Annotated in this window: 11 protein-coding genes and 2 pseudogenes; 10 read left to right on the plus strand and 3 right to left on the minus strand. The window is 57.2% G+C overall.

Features of this window, described 5'->3' with window-relative positions; all coding sequences use genetic code 11:
- Positions 1-515: 515 nt before the first annotated feature.
- Entirely contained in the window at positions 516-1,376 is an 861-nt protein-coding gene (locus ABIA40_RS01220) for an acyl-CoA thioesterase (RefSeq protein ID WP_404538348.1), read from the plus strand.
- 619 nt (positions 1,377-1,995) lie between these two features.
- Here ABIA40_RS01220 and ABIA40_RS01225 read toward each other — a convergent pair.
- A complete protein-coding gene (locus ABIA40_RS01225; protein ID WP_404538351.1) occupies positions 1,996-2,277 on the minus strand; it encodes a helix-turn-helix domain-containing protein in 282 nt (93 codons plus the stop codon).
- Positions 2,278-2,918: 641 nt separating this feature from the next.
- On the opposite strand from ABIA40_RS01225, the gene ABIA40_RS01230 reads away from it, so the two are divergent.
- From ABIA40_RS01230 to ABIA40_RS01260, 7 genes and pseudogenes are all read left to right on the plus strand, one after another.
- On the plus strand, positions 2,919-3,164 hold the full coding sequence (locus ABIA40_RS01230; RefSeq protein ID WP_404546126.1) for a DNA -binding domain-containing protein: 246 nt from the start codon (positions 2,919-2,921) through the stop codon (positions 3,162-3,164).
- Between the two features lie 164 nt (positions 3,165-3,328).
- Positions 3,329-3,523: a transcriptional regulator domain-containing protein gene (locus tag ABIA40_RS01235; protein WP_404538353.1), complete on the plus strand. Its 195-nt coding sequence runs from the start codon at positions 3,329-3,331 to the stop codon at positions 3,521-3,523.
- Between the two features lie 238 nt (positions 3,524-3,761).
- On the plus strand, positions 3,762-3,923 hold the full coding sequence (locus ABIA40_RS01240) for a hypothetical protein (protein WP_404538356.1): 162 nt from the start codon (positions 3,762-3,764) through the stop codon (positions 3,921-3,923).
- 1,023 nt (positions 3,924-4,946) lie between these two features.
- Entirely contained in the window at positions 4,947-6,371 is a 1,425-nt protein-coding gene (locus ABIA40_RS01245) for an MATE family efflux transporter (protein ID WP_404538359.1), read from the plus strand.
- Positions 6,372-7,798: 1,427 nt separating this feature from the next.
- Positions 7,799-8,425: a hypothetical protein gene (locus ABIA40_RS01250; RefSeq protein ID WP_404538362.1), complete on the plus strand. Its 627-nt coding sequence runs from the start codon at positions 7,799-7,801 to the stop codon at positions 8,423-8,425.
- Positions 8,426-8,811: 386 nt separating this feature from the next.
- Positions 8,812-9,437, plus strand: a pseudogene (locus ABIA40_RS01255) (conjugal transfer protein TrbE); the annotation flags it as partial.
- Between the two features lie 436 nt (positions 9,438-9,873).
- On the plus strand, positions 9,874-10,041 hold the full coding sequence (locus ABIA40_RS01260; RefSeq protein WP_404546128.1) for a tyrosine-type recombinase/integrase: 168 nt from the start codon (positions 9,874-9,876) through the stop codon (positions 10,039-10,041).
- A 520-nt stretch (positions 10,042-10,561) separates the two neighbouring features.
- Here ABIA40_RS01260 and ABIA40_RS01265 read toward each other — a convergent pair.
- The gene (locus ABIA40_RS01265) at positions 10,562-11,584 is read right to left on the minus strand and encodes a radical SAM protein (RefSeq protein ID WP_404538364.1); all 1,023 of its coding nucleotides are present in this window, start codon (positions 11,582-11,584) and stop codon (positions 10,562-10,564) included.
- 1,509 nt (positions 11,585-13,093) lie between these two features.
- On the opposite strand from ABIA40_RS01265, the gene ABIA40_RS01270 reads away from it, so the two are divergent.
- Positions 13,094-13,276, plus strand: a complete 183-nt coding sequence (locus ABIA40_RS01270; protein WP_404538367.1) for a hypothetical protein — start codon at positions 13,094-13,096, stop codon at positions 13,274-13,276.
- 871 nt (positions 13,277-14,147) lie between these two features.
- A pseudogene (locus ABIA40_RS01275) lies at positions 14,148-14,794 on the plus strand (HpcH/HpaI aldolase/citrate lyase family protein); the annotation flags it as partial.
- Between the two features lie 174 nt (positions 14,795-14,968).
- Here ABIA40_RS01275 and ABIA40_RS01280 read toward each other — a convergent pair.
- Positions 14,969-16,654 (minus strand): MFS transporter, encoded by a 1,686-nt coding sequence (locus ABIA40_RS01280; protein ID WP_404538370.1) that lies wholly within the window; start codon positions 16,652-16,654, stop codon positions 14,969-14,971.
- Positions 16,655-16,859: the final 205 nt, after the last annotated feature.

A 16,859-nucleotide genomic window follows, 5' to 3' on the forward strand; every position in this document is an offset into this window, starting at 1 on the left:
GCTTCGTCATCACCGCAGACACTCAGCCATGTGCTGTGTCAGCTCGGTCGAGAAAAGTCGGCTTGAACCGCCGTTCGCTTCTTTCTAGAAGGTCAGGACGTCCTTGAGCCGTTGCGGCAGCGACGTGTGTCTCTAGGAAGCAGCTCAAATCGGGCTTCGCATCGTATTTTACGTAAGCCAATCGCATCCCAGCTGTTTGCTTCACAACGTGTCCGAAACCAAACGTTCAAAGCGCTACCAATGTTGACGCGACAAGAACGTCCTCATTGTGCATCTCGTCACGTGATGCGCGGAGCGGCACGCCGATTGCACCAGCCTTAATGATCGTCATAAGCGGTGAGGCTGTCGAAAGTTCCGTCATGTGAATTGTCGCTTGTACGGTGTGCTGAAGGCGGAGAAGCAGTCAGAACACCGGACTCCGAAACGGGGTGCAGGGATGCTTCATCTCTCGAAGCCCCCGAAACCCATGATCGTACCGCTCCAGCGACTACGCTGGACACGCTAAGAGTTCTTGAATGCAAAAAAGTCGGATCGGACTTGCAGCTATTCTCGACCTTGAATCAATCGGGGTTGACTCATTTCTCGGTAAGAGCCCAAACGTCGGCGAGCAACGGGTATTTGGCGGCCTAATCATCGGTCAGGCGATATTTGCAGCATGTCGCACAGTCGAAGCCAGGCTGCCGAATTCGTTGCATTGCTACTTCCTCCACACCGGGGATCCTCAGGTACCCTTGATCTACACGGTCGAGCGCCTACGCGATGGCAAAAGCTATTCGACACGGCGCGTCACGGCGACGCAGCACGGTAGCGCAATTTTTTCGATCATGCTCTCCTTCCACAAGGGCGAGGAAGGGGCGTTCGAACACCAGGATAAAATGCCTGCGGTGTTAGCGCCCGAACATTTCGCAGCCGAAAAGTTGTCGAAGCTGCCCCTATATGCCGATCTACCGGAAATTGTGCGCTGCTACTATGAACCCGATCGTCCGGTCGAGCTTCGTCCCGTTGAGATCGGCAGGTATGTCGGCCAAAGAATCGAGAACGGAAGGCTGCACATGTGGATGAAAGCGGCGAAAAAGCTTCCCGACGATCCAGTGCTGCACATATGCGCACTGGCCTATGCCTCGGATTTGTCGCTGCTAGATGCCGTGATGACCCGCTACGGGCGCACACTGTTTGATGGACACATCTTGTCCGGAAGTCTTGACCATGCGATGTGGTTTCATCGTCCTTTCCGTGCCGACGATTGGCTACTTTACGCCAAGGATTCGCCAAGCGCGCAGAGCGGACGTGGTCTCGCCCGTGGGCTGATCTTTAAGCGCGACGGCACGCTCGTGGCTTCCGTCGCCCAGGAGGGGTCTGTGCGCGAGCGACGCTGAGCTTATGCAGACGGAGGAAATTCGTGCCTTGTGCAGGCACACGCAGCAAGCGGCCCCGCCGAGCCTCTTATGAATCTAATCTGCTGTTCCCGGGAAACAAAGGAGTGGATCAACGATCATCTGGTCTCTCGCAAATCTCATCGCCGCGATTGCAGCAGGCGCTTCCGGTACGATCTTCCCGACGCTCAGGGCGTTCCTTTTTCTTAGGATGAGTCCCCTGGTCTTAGTACCTTACTGTTCATCCCCTGTTCGTCAGCACCGATCTGCGCCGATGCTCTTGCGCATCAGGGGAGCAAGTCCCTCCATGCCCGTGCGGAGTTTCTCCGTTAGGGCCTTGCGATCACCCGAACCCTGCGGCAAACCGACCACAGCTCCAAACAGGATCTTCGAAAACCTCGGGTTCAAGCGATCGTCGGTACGTTTACGCGAGCGGCGCAAGCCGTCATTTCGAAAATGCTCGGCCTTAAACAGGCCGCTTAGGGGCGCTAAGCGGAGCCCTGCTGGGGCGACATCGGCCGGAGCAGGAGATCGGAAGCGTCGGCTGCAACTCGATGAAGCACGTGGGCCGCTCCGGCTCGCTTCCTCCCACCGTTAGCTGAAGTATTGGCTCTCTCAACAATTACGTCCTGTTCCGGCCAACCCGTGCCGGCTTGCGCCCTCTGGACATCGGCTTGGGGGGCATTGCACCCTTGGAAGGCTCAGTGAACAATTCGGACAAGTGAATACCCAAGGTCGCGGCGATCCGGTCCAGGAGATCAACTGTCGGGTTCTCTTTCTTTTGCTCAATGCGCCCCAGGTATGAGCGGTCGATCCCGGCATCATAGGCTAATTGCTCTTGCGGAATGCCGCGCTCTACGCGGATCCGGCGCACATTCCAGGCCACAAGCGCACGAGCGTTCATGCGCAGAGGCAGCCATTCCGATGATTATGAAACCACTGGTTATAGCCAGACTATTACGATAAGCTCCCTCCGAGGAGTTGCTGTCCCCCAAAATTGCTTCGAGGAATCTGGCAACGATGGGATGCAGGCGCCGGTAGCGCGTGCCGTCTTCTCGTTGACAATCCTAGGCGTTCTCGTGGCGCAATAGCTTGCCCTTAGCGGTAGAGAAGAAATAGCGCTCAGAGGTACCTGCGCGGGTTTTCCGGGATGGCGATTAGATAGGACGAATGTCAACTGTGGCTCGAAAGGGAAACGAATATTCTCCAGCTGGCCGATTCTGGTTGTTGCCTTTCAGGAGTGCGACCGGCCGGCCACCACGCCATGCCTTCCGCCAGGAAGGAACAGCAAGGACAACCTAGTTACAGGGCACATCTGCAATCGCTTCCAGTATGCACTGCGATGAAAACGTGAAAGCGCAGGATGCCACCAGGTCAATGTGAGCCGATATTTGATTGCCGTCTCAGCGCGAAAAGGAGGTTGGCGTGCGACCATTGGGTAGGTACCAAAACGACCTCAAATTAGTTATCGTTGCTCTGATTTCGGTAGACTTTTCAGCTGGGTAGGAGTTTCTGGCATTGCCAGCCGAGCCTAAGATCGCAGAATTGGCGCCCAGCGTCGACGAGGTCACGTCATACGACAAGGAGCACGTTGTTGCCTACATGCGACTTCTTGATGCGGATGCGGAGAAGGCAGATTGGCGTGAAATCGCGCGAATTGTGCTTGGGCTTGACCCCACCGTTGGACCGGATCGCGCGCGACGCACATTCGAAAGTCATCTGGCTCGGGCCAAGTGGCTAGCAGGCCACGGTTATCGCGATCTGCTACGTAGCGGTTGGCCAAAACAATGATCAGCGCGGATGTCAGGGTCCAGAATGCGTCGCGATCGCAAAAGTTGATCACTCCATCGATTAAGTGCGTGCAAGGCGCGCACACGATAAGCAAGCACCGGAAAGAGCCACAATCATCGGATGCATTTCGCTGCGTCTGAAGATTGTGGTGCGGGAAAGGTGCGATGCCGGATACTAACTGGAGGTCTGCGGAAGCGTACACCAGCCAGAAGAAGGCGGATGCTGCCGACCTGGCCTCGGAGTTGCTGCGCCGGGATCGCGACTACCAACAGGATTATAGGCGGCTATCTCGCCGCGAACGTTCAAGCGTAGCGGCGGGCCAGTTCCGAGGCAAGTGGGGGCTCTCGTTTTCCTGCTGATCCGCAAAGAACTTTCCACAAGCATTCAGGCTTTTAGGCACCCGAGGTGCTGCCGACCGTACTGGCTGTGCGGGCGGCCAACTGCATTGCGCCTAAAAGCTATTTGCTCGACTTCGACAATCTGCCGGGCGGCGAGATTCGCCGTTCGTTCATTTATCGAAGAGTACCAAGCGCCAAGCCATTGAGTTGGCTTTGAGTGCGCGCTCGATCGGGGCTGTTGCCAAGGAACTCGGTTTGCGTGACTCGGTGGTGCGGCGCGGTTGACAAGCTCCGGCAGGAGCCGACATCGGCGGCGTGGCGCCCCGCCACGCAGGCGACGCCGATGTCGGCGGACCAGGCTTCGGAGATCGCCCGCCTGCGCCAGGAGAACGAACGGCTGCGCATGGAGCACGACATTTAAAAAAGTCGATCGCGATCTTCGCCGGAACCCGGACATGAGCTTCCGCTTCATCGAAGACCACCGCGATAGCCGTTGATCGCGGGTGCCATGCAGACGATCGCGGGTCGACTATAACATTCGGTAGGTGCCAAAGCGAACTCGCGGTCCTAGCGTCCCCCGTTCCTGCCGATCATCGAGAAAACAGAAGTGAACCGAATGACGACAAGAGGATACGACGAAACGTTATGACTTGCGAATCGGGGTGGCTACGCAACGCGCACCTCAATCAGGAGCTTTGGCGTTCTGATTTGAGCGCCGCAGAAGGCGACGAATCGCGGGCGCGTGCCTACGGAAAACCAATCAGGGAAGATCAACCAGTGGAACGTCAACCGGTTAGCCCGATCACGGCCATTGATCGGCTTGTAGGATCGGATCCGAAGAGGGGCGCGCTAAGGCACGGCGCAGACGAAGTTACATATGAGGCGCTACGCTTAAGATCTGATGCCCTTGCAAGGACCTTACCCCAACAAGGTGCTCACGGGACGGTTGTCGTTTATGGGGAGGAGCGGGGCTTCGATCGGGCGACGGCGGTCATCGCAATTTTTGGAAGCATCAACGTACATACCGCTCGATTCATCGTTACCAGCTTCCCGTACGTTATTCATGATCGGGCAGAGCCGCCAATTCAATTTGCGTCTCGGCGAAACGTCATCGCGCGGCACGAGCTTCGCGAAAGTAACCGCGAGAGAGCCTGAAAATGCAAGTCTCGAAGGTTGCAGGAGGGATGCGAACTGTCGGTTCCTGCGGGAAGATCAGGCCCGGTACCATCCTGAGATTGACCGGGAAGCAACAGCGAGTCTCCTCACCATTGCAGCAAGATCAGCGCATTGTCGGGACTTTGATGTGTTGCTTGCCGCCTTCTCTGGTGCGTTTGGAGGCCTTGTCGGCAACTACTCGCCCTGAATTGATAGCCTCAGCTCGACCTAGGTCGGCTGTTTGACGATTTCAATACATCTCAGAGCTTGGGCAGTCGTTAGTTGAGCCATGAATGAGCGCCATGCGGAGGTCGCCGTCGATAGCGGTCGCGATACGATGCCCAAGAAGAACCAGCACATCGATCTATCGGACCCAAACCTTCCGAGCCTTCTCATGCGGCTCGCCATTCCTTCTGTTATCGGCTTGTCGATCAACGCATTACAGCAGCTCCTCAACACAATCTTTGTTGGGGCACTTGGCGCGCAAGCGATCGCAGCTGTCAGCATGACCATGCCGATCGTGGTCTTTCTCGCGGCGGCGGGCGAGGGGATCGGTGTTGGAACCGCCTCCTTCATATCTCGTCATCTTGGTGCTGGTAAGGAGGTGCAGGCGAGTCGAGGTGCGAGTACCGCGCTTGCGCTCGCCGCTCCAATCGGTATCATTATGACCGTCGCGCTGCTTTTAGGCCTGCGAGGCACCTTCGTCGCACTCGGGGCAACTCCAACCATTCTGCCCATCGCGCTCGATTACGCTACGACCCTCTTGCTGGGGTCTACCGTGATGCTCCTAAACATAGTCAGCGGCTTTATTGCCAGAGCCGAAGGCAACACACGATTCAGCATGTGGACGATGCTGAGTGCTTTCACATTGAACGCCTTGCTTGATCCCATTTTCATCTTCCTACTGGACCTGGGCGTGCGAGGCGCAGCCCTAGCAACGTTGCTATCTCAGATCGCTGCCATCAGCCTCTACATCAGATATTTTGCCAAGCGGCGCGGGATCGTCCTCGTCAGGATATCTCGGGTCTCGTTGCGAGTAGATCGCATCAGGCAGCTCGCGTTCATTGGTGCTCCGGCGACAATGACGAGCGTGTTATCCGCTCTTGCTGCTATGTTCTTGTACGGAGCTGCTGCTCGGTTCGGTGACGAGTTCATCGCAGCGGTTGGAATCGCTGTAAGAATCTTAAGCATCGGCGCGCTGCCTATCACCGGCTTTTGTATCGGGTCTCAAGCTGTTCTGGGGTTCGGCTGGGGCGCTCGCGACTTTGCCCGTGTACTGAAGGTTGCGAAGTTCATGCTCTCCATCACGGTTGCGCTTTCCTTTGCGTATTCCGCGACCGTTATGGTTTTTGTCCGGCCTTTGGTCAGGCTGTTCAGCGACAGCGATAAGGTCACGGAAATTGCCGTCTCGAGCTGCATCGTCTTTCATCTGTTTTTTGGACTTTACGGTGTTCAGAGTTTCGTGACGACGATGCTTCAGTCGCTCGGGAGAGTACGCCTCAGCGCGGTCGTGTCTTTCGCGAGACAAGGATATCTCTTCATACCGGCGGTACTGTGGTTCCCTGTCATGTCTGGCTTCAGCGGGGTGTTGGCCAGTCAAGCCATCGCCGAGCTGGGCGGCGGAATGATTGCACTGTTTGTCATGCGCCGACAGTTCGCTGAGCTCAGGCGAGGGGGCCGGAAAATTCAGCCAGGAATCGAGAGTGCTCCTTGATCTGATGAGGAGATAATAGGAGCCGGAATTTTAAGCCTGCATGGCCGGCGAGGGCATGGCACCAAAATTTACGAAGAGCGAGTCGCTATGTATCAGTCTTTATCGCCTGCGACCGCAATGAAGGAGGGCGAGTGTCGCAACGCCAGAAGCGACGAAGATCGTCATTTTCGGCGCAGTCAAGGCGGTGGTGTGCTTGATTAAACGCGACCAAAGTCAAGATCGCCTACTGGTGCAGCTCGGCGCCGCAGACGTCAGTCAATAGCTGTGCAGTCACTCTGAAGACTTCTATGCAGCTAGGCAATTCTGGAGGATTGCACCAGCTTCTGCAACACGTATCGGATCCTCGTGTGCATTACGGTCGTTGCGCGCGCGCATCTCAGCTAGCGATGTCAAAGGGTTGGCTCGAATGAGCCTTGTCACACAGTCGTTCGTCATCGCAATAGCCCTAAGCATTTGCGCATTGCGCCTCGGCTGCTCGCTGACTGGGAAACGCCGGCACGGCAGCATACCGAAGCAGTGCTGGCACTCGTGGCAGCGATATTCATCGTCGTCGAATTCGTGCTGATCTTGCATTCGCCCTGGCTGTCATTACCGTCGTGGATCATTGTGCCGGTGGTCGGATTAGCCAGCGCACTTAGTTAGGCGATCATAGCACTGCTCGCGCGCACATCGGGGACTCAATGCTTTAGATTTCGGGTGGGCGTTCCTCGTGCAGTACGGGTCGGGTCTGATTGTCGAGCAATGGCCGGCAAAGAATGGACATATCCCGCAGCGTATCAGGTAGCCTAGCCTCAATGTTCCGTCGCAGCTCACGGCCCTTGGTTGGTTCATAATCCTCTGGCCCTCAAGGAGCCGAATTGGAAATCAGTGATCCCACTGGACCGAAGGCGTACGAGCGATGGTCGGTCAGTTGAGCTTGCGAGCCCGAGCGCCCGGATTGTCTCTTGAAAACTGATGAAGATGCGGATTGGATTGGTGAAAGCCAACCTTAGTGTTGGCCTTATTTCCCTCTCAGTCGTCTGGACGGGCACATCAGCAACGCGTTTTCCACTCGTGACGCGGCCTAGGAAGGTAAAGCAGCTTGTCAGGCGCGTGACAACCGTCGCAAAGCTGACGTGTTCGAGTGGGAAAACTGAGTATCCCCAGTGAGAGCTAGTTGGCCTGCGAGTTGCAAGCTCACGTCGCAGAGCCAACGGATAGAGTTGAGGGATGATCAGTTCGAGTGAGAGTGCAAGTAAAGTTCACTTGGAGAACGGGCTGGGCGTCGGTTCATTGGCGCCACCAGGCGAAATGAACAAGCATTGGATAGAGCCCAGCTCCTCCGTCGGAAATCCCACCTCTTTTGTTGTCGACCGCGGCGGCAAGATCGCCTTTATCTGTCATTCAATACAGCTCGATGGCGTCCTAAGGTTCTGGACGGATGCTGGTTGAACAGCGAAGAAGCGACGGCTCTGGATGTGGAGCGGATCAAATGGAATCGACGCAGAATGCGCGAGGTATCGCAGAAGCGAGCGCTGATTGAGCCAATCCTCGCCAGAATTAGATCGGCCATGAAGCGTATGGATTGGCCGATGGCGCTTTCGGCGGTCGAGGAGGCCCTTGCGGCGATGCCGGACGAGGTTACCTTCCGTGGGCTTCAAGCGGAATTGCTGCTTCACAAGATGCGCGATATGCCGGCTGGCCTACCCGTCTTGCGCCGATTGGTTCGCGACGCAATCGACAAGAAATCCGTGGTCTGGATGAGCGTGGCGATTCGCAAGCTGTTCGATCCGGCGAAGGACTACTCCGATTTCCCGCGTGCCGAGCGCTTTGCGATGGGCCAGGAGCTGTCCGAACACATCCTGGCGGCGAAACCGCCGCAAGGCGGCGAGGGTGCGAAGTACCTGTCCTATGGGGCGATCGCACAGTATTACCATGAGGCTGGTAGAGAGGGAGCGAGCAATCGAATTGGCCGAGCTGGGGCTGAAGTGGCTAGACGCGGCGCCTACCGTGAATGCAGCAAAAGGGGACCTCGTGCAATGCTCTCTCCAGGCGTTTTCCACCGACAGGGGTGAGGACGTGTGTTCCGAAGAGTGCCGTTCGACACCATAAAATACGTCTCCCGAAAAGCGGAAACCGAAATCGCCATGGGACGCGCCGTGAACAATCAATTATCATGCGTTTTCAGCCTCGTTTGGCGACCTCAACCAACGCGGCATTTACATGCGGCGATCAAACGAGTCGGTAAGCGTACAGCGGGTGGGCAGGCCGCGCCGGTCGGATGGGCGCCGAAGTGCCTGTCGAAGTGACGAGAGTTCGCCGACTTCGCAAAGTCGTCGCGGTGCAGCATGCTGGATGGCCTCTTGAAAGAGCCAAAAGAATACAAAGTGGTGAAGCTGATGCATACGAACTCTAACGGAGCCTTTCTCGACTGTCTCACGCTCCAACCAGGGGTGATTCCGAGCGGCTCGGGGAATCATCCGTTCAGGTCTTGGGAACCAACCGGTTGATCGGAACACCCGTCACGCTGGTAGTCGTGGCCGGTCTCTTTCATCGCATTGACGATCGCTTTGACCAGCCATCCAACGTTTCTCGTTATCGGAGGGCTGCCTCGCCCTGGACGACCGCTGATTCTCCGACAAGCTCCGTGAATGGCTGAAGACGCTTTCGAAGAATGCACGCTTGCGTAATCTTTGCGGCCCAGTCGTTGGCCGAGATCGAGGGCTTTACCATCGCTCCCGCCGCCATCGAGAGCTGGCCGACGCGTATGTTGCCGAACGATCGCGCCATCTAGCCGCAGATCACCGCCACCTATCCGCGGTTTGGACTGAATAACAGGCAAATCGAGATTCTCATCCGCACGACGCCGAAGCGGGACTTCTACTGCCAGTCGGGCGGGCCGCGGCAATCACCTCTTCGAGTTTAACTTGGGCGAGATCGCGGTGGCGTTCACGGCCGCGTCTTTAAAACCGAACAAGCGTTCATTGGACGGGTACTGGCCGAAAAAGGGAAGGAGGCTTTCTCATTGGTTGGCTTACGACGTGTGACTTCGGTTGGTCCTGTGACCTCATTGCCCAGCTTGTCAATGAAGTAGCCTTCTTTACCCTTTTTGCCCCGGGGCTTGATCGCCGTTGGGCTAACCGGTGTCATTGTTCAATTTCTTGAGACCTCACCCAATACATGGACTCGGGATTGGGCCCTTCGGTCGCGAAGTCAGACAGCTCGCGCGACCACGCTTGCCGCGTCGACCTGACGCATGCAGGCCTAACGCTGGCCCTGGTTAATGAACCGCCGGCGCTGGCCATGGAGGCAGCCGGCGCTGCTATCGAGTGTCGGCTGTCGCACTCGGCTCTTCCGGCACTCGCATCGCGGCGATCTCTCACAACTGGACGTTTATTCGCTTTCTGTATCGGAGTGGCCACCACGAAGTGGATCTGGCTCCCGCCGTTCCAAGAAAACGCCAGGTGGCGACTGGCCCACTTACCGCCCCGGCTTGCGTGAGATGATGTTTGCGGCGTCATCAATGCGATCGGCAAAGGCGACGCCGGATGACCTTCGCGATCGAGCTATCCTGTTGTTGCTCGCCACCACATGCGTTCGCAACGGCGAGCTACGCGCTCTTCAGCTCCGGGATACTGACTGGCGAGCTGAGGGGGTTTTTGTCCGGCGCACCAAGGGCAAGCATGATTGAGCGCCCGGCTCATCGAGGAGACCAGCGCCGCGCTCGCCGGCTACATTCTGCAAGCTCGACCGAAGGTCGATAGTCAGTTATCTGTTCCTGCCCGTCACGCGGCCATTGGACCATTCAAGTACGGGTCGTCTGTTCCGAGGATCGTGCGGAAGCGATTGCAGCATGGCGGGATCGAGCTCGGTCGCGTTTGAGGGCAGATCTCCTGCGCCACAGTCTAGCCACCCAGCTCGTGGGCGACGAAGGCCGATCAACAAGGTCGCCGATCTGTCCGAAGCTTCTCCCTTAGCTGCGACTCTCTGGTCATTCCGAGGTCCCCGTTGCGCGCTCGAACCCGCGATCACCCTATCATCATGCAAGGCAGCATCAATCACCTCGATCGGCCGATCCAAAGCGTTCCGAGCAAGTCAAGGCAGAGCACGGTGATCCTCTCGTGACGCTCACGGAGTCTAGGGGGGTATCGCACCACGCAGAGTTATCTCCTGCTGAGGTCACGGGATATGGCGAACGGCCTTTCTCTTGATTATGCGCAAGCAACCGCACGGCTCTCAATGTTATTGAGAAGGACTATCTGCATTGGACAGTGAGCGCAGCCGCTGTTCGACTGGTATCTCTTAAGAGCTCTTCGCCAAGCAGTTTCAAGGTCAAACCCCGGATACCGGACGTTTCCGACAACAAACTTATGGCTGTCAGGATCACCGATCGCGTAGGAACAGGGGTAGAGGTCGCCATTTGTAGAGAGATAGCCCGAAGCGAGGCAACAGTTGCATTCGGTGAATCTAACGTTCGGCCGCGGTTCTGCCGTGCCAACGAGAATTGGAATCGGCAGCTCGAGGCGTGTCGACGTCTGTGCAGCCATTGCGATTAGAGTCGCCTGAAGTTCTTTAATCTCCTCAGCCGAGTTCGAATGTGTGTTTTCGTCGTCGATAGCGATACCTGCGGCGAACATCGGCATAATTCTGAAAGAGTCGACGCCGATCGACGACAATATGCGATAGGCGTTCGGCGCCTCATGGATGTTATGCCGACTAGCGATCATCCTAGCCTTTACCAAGGCCCCGCAATTGACTGCCTCGGCCATCTGCCGGAGTGCCGATTTGTGAGCTCCCCGCTTGGTCCGAAAGCGGTCAGCCGGCTCCGCGCTTGCAGCATCAAAGTTGAATTGGAAACTGAGCTTCTCGCGATCGTCGAAGAGCGACGCAACATCACGGATCGGAATTTGGCCAAGTCCCCCAGTATTTAACTGGACGTGAAGGCCCCGCTTGTTTGCAGCATGGGCCATCAGGGTTGCAGAGCGGGGAAACACGATTTTGAGAAGCGGCTCGCCACCGGTTACGATGACCTTTTTCAAGCTATATCTTTCAACGAGAACGTCCACAAAATTAGTGATTTCCTTCATAGTCAATTGTGGTGGCTCCAGACGTCTCTTGTATCGAGCTCTATGCTGTTCGGGAACATAGCAGTGTTCGCAACGAAGATTGCAGTAATAGGATACGCTTATTTTAATCTCGCCAAAGACGAGGGGAGGTGGGTTGCGAAGTGGCATGACGTCCTTCCAACTTTGGATTATCGAGCACGGACCAGGATTTCTGCCAGCGACGACGCGGCGGAATGCTGACGGCCTTTTAAGCCACAACGTCGCGTCCGAAACACCTGGTCAGTTCTATTGGCGTTTGCATTCAAGCAGAAGCACGCGCACGCGATCCAGAGTTTGCGAGAAGCGCCAATCCGTGAGCTCCGCGCTTCTTGACAGGGGGTAGATTGCTGATTCCGGAGCCGGCCCGGCATCTCGCGAAGGCGCGCGTTGGGCAGCGGGACCATAGAGGGCGTGCTCGCGCCATGGGACTTGGCACAAGTCCGATCTAGCAGCCACTCGGCAGCGCACCCACGTCCTGCGAATTCAACACAAATGCGCTCGCCGAGTGCCGCAGCTGTCATATCCTGCGCGTTCAACGGAGCACATCCAATACCCAGCACGGACACTCTCAAGCTAGGCGCCAGTTCTGTGACAAGTACGTAAGTCTCTCCCCAAAGTGCATCAGATCAGTCTCTTTACCAAACAGAACAGCGCGGCCATGTCGCCAGTGTTCAATTTCTCGTCAGAGATGCGCCACCGGTGCTATCGTCAAAGCCCGTCAGATCGGTGCCCTCGAACTCCGGTTAGCGCGCATGGGCATGAGCTGAGGAGATTTCTAAGCTGCTTCTACTATGGGCTCGAGTATGTCTTCGAAGCAGCACGATCTCCACACACTCAGTGAAACGAGCAGTGCGCTCTCGGCGGACTTGGAACTGGGGCCACCCACGACCAAAGAAGAACTATTGTAGGCGAGCTGAGGTGGACAGCATCGGCAGCCTAGCGAGCACTACGCCGAGTTGCTCACGGGGTCACCTGCGCTAGCTTGGTCGTGATGCAGAGACCGACCGTGCTTTCACTGATAGACTGCATTCGATCATGCGAGAAATGGACGAGCAACACCGTTTGCCGTCCGGGAGTGCACCCGCTCGCACATGCAAATGTCCTGAGCCACGTCTGCTCTAGCATCAATCGCATTCCGGCCATTCCTCTGGACAGCGGCAGCAAGCCGCCACCGCCCGTGTTCGGCCGTATAGGGGGACTGTGCTTTGTATCCCTCGCGCTCTCCGGCAGTAACCAGCATTGCATGTCCTCCGATCTCATCCTTCGGCCCAAATCGTCCAACCAGTAGGGAGCCTCGACGTGCGGCCGGGAAAATATCCTCCCAATCGTTTCGGTACCTTGTATTGATGATATCGCATATACACGCGGCCATCATCTCGCAGGTCGAGGATCAAGCTCTTCCACGTGTCGTGGGATAAAATGTATTTGAATGTCTTCTGGACGCTGCTGAGACATTGGTTGATGCCACGCGTAATCTCTAACCCGCAACGCAATGAAACCCGAAAATGGGACGCGCCCTTCACCGGCCGACTCTGAACAAGGTAGCAAGGGCGCACTCCGATTTGGAGGCTCCACAATACGTTTAAGCTGCTCGTAGTGACCGCTGATGGTAATCTGATTGCGGTAATATCTTGTGACATGATGGCGCGTGATGTTGTTGACTTGCAGTTCACCGTCGGTGACAAGGCGCGTTTCGATGAGTTCCATGACATGCTTTTAAAGGGCAGCGGACTAGCTGCTCTTGTCATTGCTGAACCTTGTCCTATCGTGATGAGCTGTGTCCTACCGCGCGGCGATTTACTCACTGATGGTACAGCATGAACAATAGATCGACGCCTACCTACTTTGGTGAGGAAACTGGAATCAATATTTTGGGAAGCGCTGTTGGCACGTAGCACCTCTCGATGCCAGCGGAGTGTTCCTGAGCGGTGGCGGGATCACTCCGCGGGCGTCGCCGGTGTCCAATCCAACGAGCTGACCTCATGCTAATCAGCCGCATTCTCCCTAATGCCAATAAAGATCAGGTTCCCACTCTCTTCGGCGCGACAATATGGCCGATTTGACTACTAGGATGAAGACGTGGTTCCACGCGTTCTTCAGACTCCACCTCGCGATTGCGCCTTGTGCTTCGTTAACTTCTTCGGCCATCAAGCTGAGTAGATGACTTCCACCGCCACGCGAGCGGCGCCGTCCGGGCTTCACCCTTTCCCGCCGCTCCAAAGGCCAGTGAACCTGGATATCAGCCGCATGGCTGTCTCGAGGTCTTCCGGCGTTCGGGCCTTCAGCGAAGCTCCTTCCGCCTACTATGCCGCCCGCTGACTTCCGTCGCGATCACGAAAGTTGCGCGCCCGCTCAGTCCTGTCTCCCGGACACACCGGAGATATCCCGAGACCGCCTCCCTACACGCCCCCCGGATTTACCACCCCAACCGCTTGATGACTGTGGACTTTGCGATCTTGGCTCGCTCCTCCGGCTGGGTAGGCCCTCGTTATCCGGTTTTGTCCATCGGGCCTCTCCACGCTTCCTTCAGACCCACCTAGGATGACGCCTTTACGCTTCGCTAGCAGTCAGGAGGAAACGTCCCAAGGAGGGACCTCTGGCAGGCCGCGTAGGCGACATTCCTTCCTGGCTTTGCGGATCGCTCGTTGCGAGTGGCCCTCGCGAGAGCAAGGCAGCAAAGGCAAAGTACGTCATGGGAAACAAAGTCAAACAAATGCGTCATCCGCAAAGCGGTGGTGAATGCCTGGCTCGCGATACCCTCCTGCGTCTCCGCCGAGGTGATCGCCCAATGCGGCTTCGATAGCGTGACGGTCGACCTGCAACGTGGCGTGCAAGACTATCTCTCCATGGTGTTGTGCCTCCAAGGCATAGAGCGTCATCCTGTAACTCCGATGGTAGGGCGCCTTGGAATGAGCCCGGCATCACCGGAAAGGTGCTGGACCGTGACGCCTTTCGCGTAGGAGCCTCGTCTCATATTCGAAGTATCCGCCGACAGGCGCTCGCTCCAGCGGGCTAATCCCGCGTCGGCATGTACGGCACCGCCAGCACATACCAAAAGATAGCGACCAACGATATCGTAGTGCTGTCGATGATGGAGACGAGGACCGCGATCTAGAACACGGAGGCGATCCTCGACGTCCAGGGTATCGACGGTGTCTATGCCGGCCCCTCAGATGTCGGCTTCTCTATGGCTCAGCGCCGAAGCTCGACCATACGGAGCCCGAGATCCTCAAGGTCTATGTGAAAGTCGTGAAGGAGTGCGACAAGCGCAAACTCAATCCCGACATTAATTGCTCGGGTGCCGACGGAGCATTAAGAAGGAATCAACACGGGTTTCGACCGAGCTGCGAGGACCGGCTCATTGCCGCTCTGCAGTTCAAGGGATGAGCGTCGTGGCATCAAACATGCATGTAGAACTTCAGCGAGCTTGTTCGCGTGAGTGCTCCGTCCACTCTTCAAAAGACCGTTCAGGCGGGTCAATTGAAATTCCAATTGGCACAATTTCGCTCCCCGTTAGTTCGTTCTCGCCAGCGGTCGGTCGACGGGCAACACTTCGTCTGTGCCGCGGTCGGGAACGTCTTCCTTCCAACGCACCGATCCGAACGGGCGCTCCAGCATGCGCCGGTTGCGTACGGGGCCAGGGCCGATGTGGAAAGCTACCGCTCGGCGATCCAGCGCACGCTCTGACTGCGTCCATCGATTGCGCTGGCGCAAATAATCGAGCCATGTCGGGCAGTGATAGCGCTCTGTCCACAGCTCGGGATCGGCAATGTCGCGTGCGATGGACCAGCCGTAGGCTCCATTGCGTTGTCGATAGAGCTGTACCTCTTGCATCAAATTGTGGAAGGCGCGCGCGTTCTCGTGCGCGACGCGATACTCAATCTCCACCACCAGAGGGCCGCTCCGATAAGTCAGCGGGAGCCGTACTTCTGGATCGGCCAACGCCTCGCCGTCTTGCTGGCGTTCGCTAATGGGAGCCATGCGCAGCCACAATCCAAGCAGCGGTGAGATCAGCATCAGTCCCGCTGAGACGAGCAGCGCCGTCTGGACGCCTGCGACATCGGTAAGATGTCCCCAGCCCCAGCTGCCGATGGCGAGCCCGCCGGAGAACGCGGTTTGCCATGCGGCAAGCGAGCGGCCCGCCACCCACCGGGGGGCAGACAGCTGTACGCCAATGTTGAACAGAGTCCACGCTATCGTCCATACAGCTCCCGCCAAGACTAAGGCGGCGGCCGTCAGCGCCGACTGGCGGCTGAGCGCAACCGCCACCATAGCACCGCCCATAGAGAGAGTGCAGGCGCGCACCGCCGCCTCGCCGCTCATTCGCTTACGCATTTCGCCGATAAAGAGCGCGCCAATCACGGATCCGAATCCCAGCGCGCCGAGCATGATTCCGTAGGTTTGTGCTCCGCCATGCAAGAGATCGCGAGCGACCAGCGGCATCAGCGCCGAGATGGAACCGCCGATCAGGCCGGTTACCATGGTGCGTGCCAGCACAATCTTGATGCTCGGCGAGTTTGTAATGTACCGTACACCCGAGATGATCGCGCGGCTCAGCCTCTCGCGCGGCAACCGCGATGGTTCGGCCACACGATTCCACAGCAAAAGGGCCACAATCAGCGGAAGATAAAGAACCGCGTTGAGAGCAAAAGCTGCGACTGCGCCGGCGGCCGCAACCACGATGCCGCCGATCGCGGGTCCAAAACTCCGTGCAATATTATAGCTGATCCCGTTCAGTGCCACCGCCGCCGGCAATGTTTCGGCCGGCACCTGCTCGCTGACGGATGATTGCCAGGCGGGCCCCATCAATGCCATTCCGCTACCGACCACAAAGCAAAGCCCTAACAACAGATCCGGCGTTGTAAGGCCCCGCCAATCGACCACTGCCAGTGTGGCCGCACCGCAAAGAGCGATCGACAGCGCAATGAGAGCCACGACACGACGGTCATACATGTCCGCAATTGCCCCGGCAGGCATTGCGATTAACATCACTGGCAGCATCAATGCTGTCTGGACGAGCGCAACCTTGTCGGCCGAGGACGTCATCTCCGTCATCGCCCAGGCTGCACCGACACCTTGAATGAGAATACCCAGATTGGAAAATAGGCTCGCCAGCCAAATGCGCCGAAACGTGCTGTTGTGCAGCGGTGCCAAGATGCCATCGACGCGAAAGGTCTTAGGACTTGAGGAATCATTCATAAGCGCAGCTCTTTCGGTCGCGACGCATGGCACCGGCCCGATCAGTTTCTCGCGAACAGCACATTGTCAGGTGCTTTCGTGCTTGATCCGATTTTAGGAATTTGGCCCCACGCTGGCTTCGGTGTGCAGCACCACATTCCCAGCGGGTGGTGGAGGACGTTCGGCTCAGGCTTAATGTTGCGCAAAAGACTATCGGAATTTGCCC

It is taken from the genome of Bradyrhizobium sp. USDA 223 (assembly GCF_044909005.1).
In the GTDB taxonomy this organism is placed as follows: domain Bacteria; phylum Pseudomonadota; class Alphaproteobacteria; order Rhizobiales; family Xanthobacteraceae; genus Bradyrhizobium; species Bradyrhizobium yuanmingense.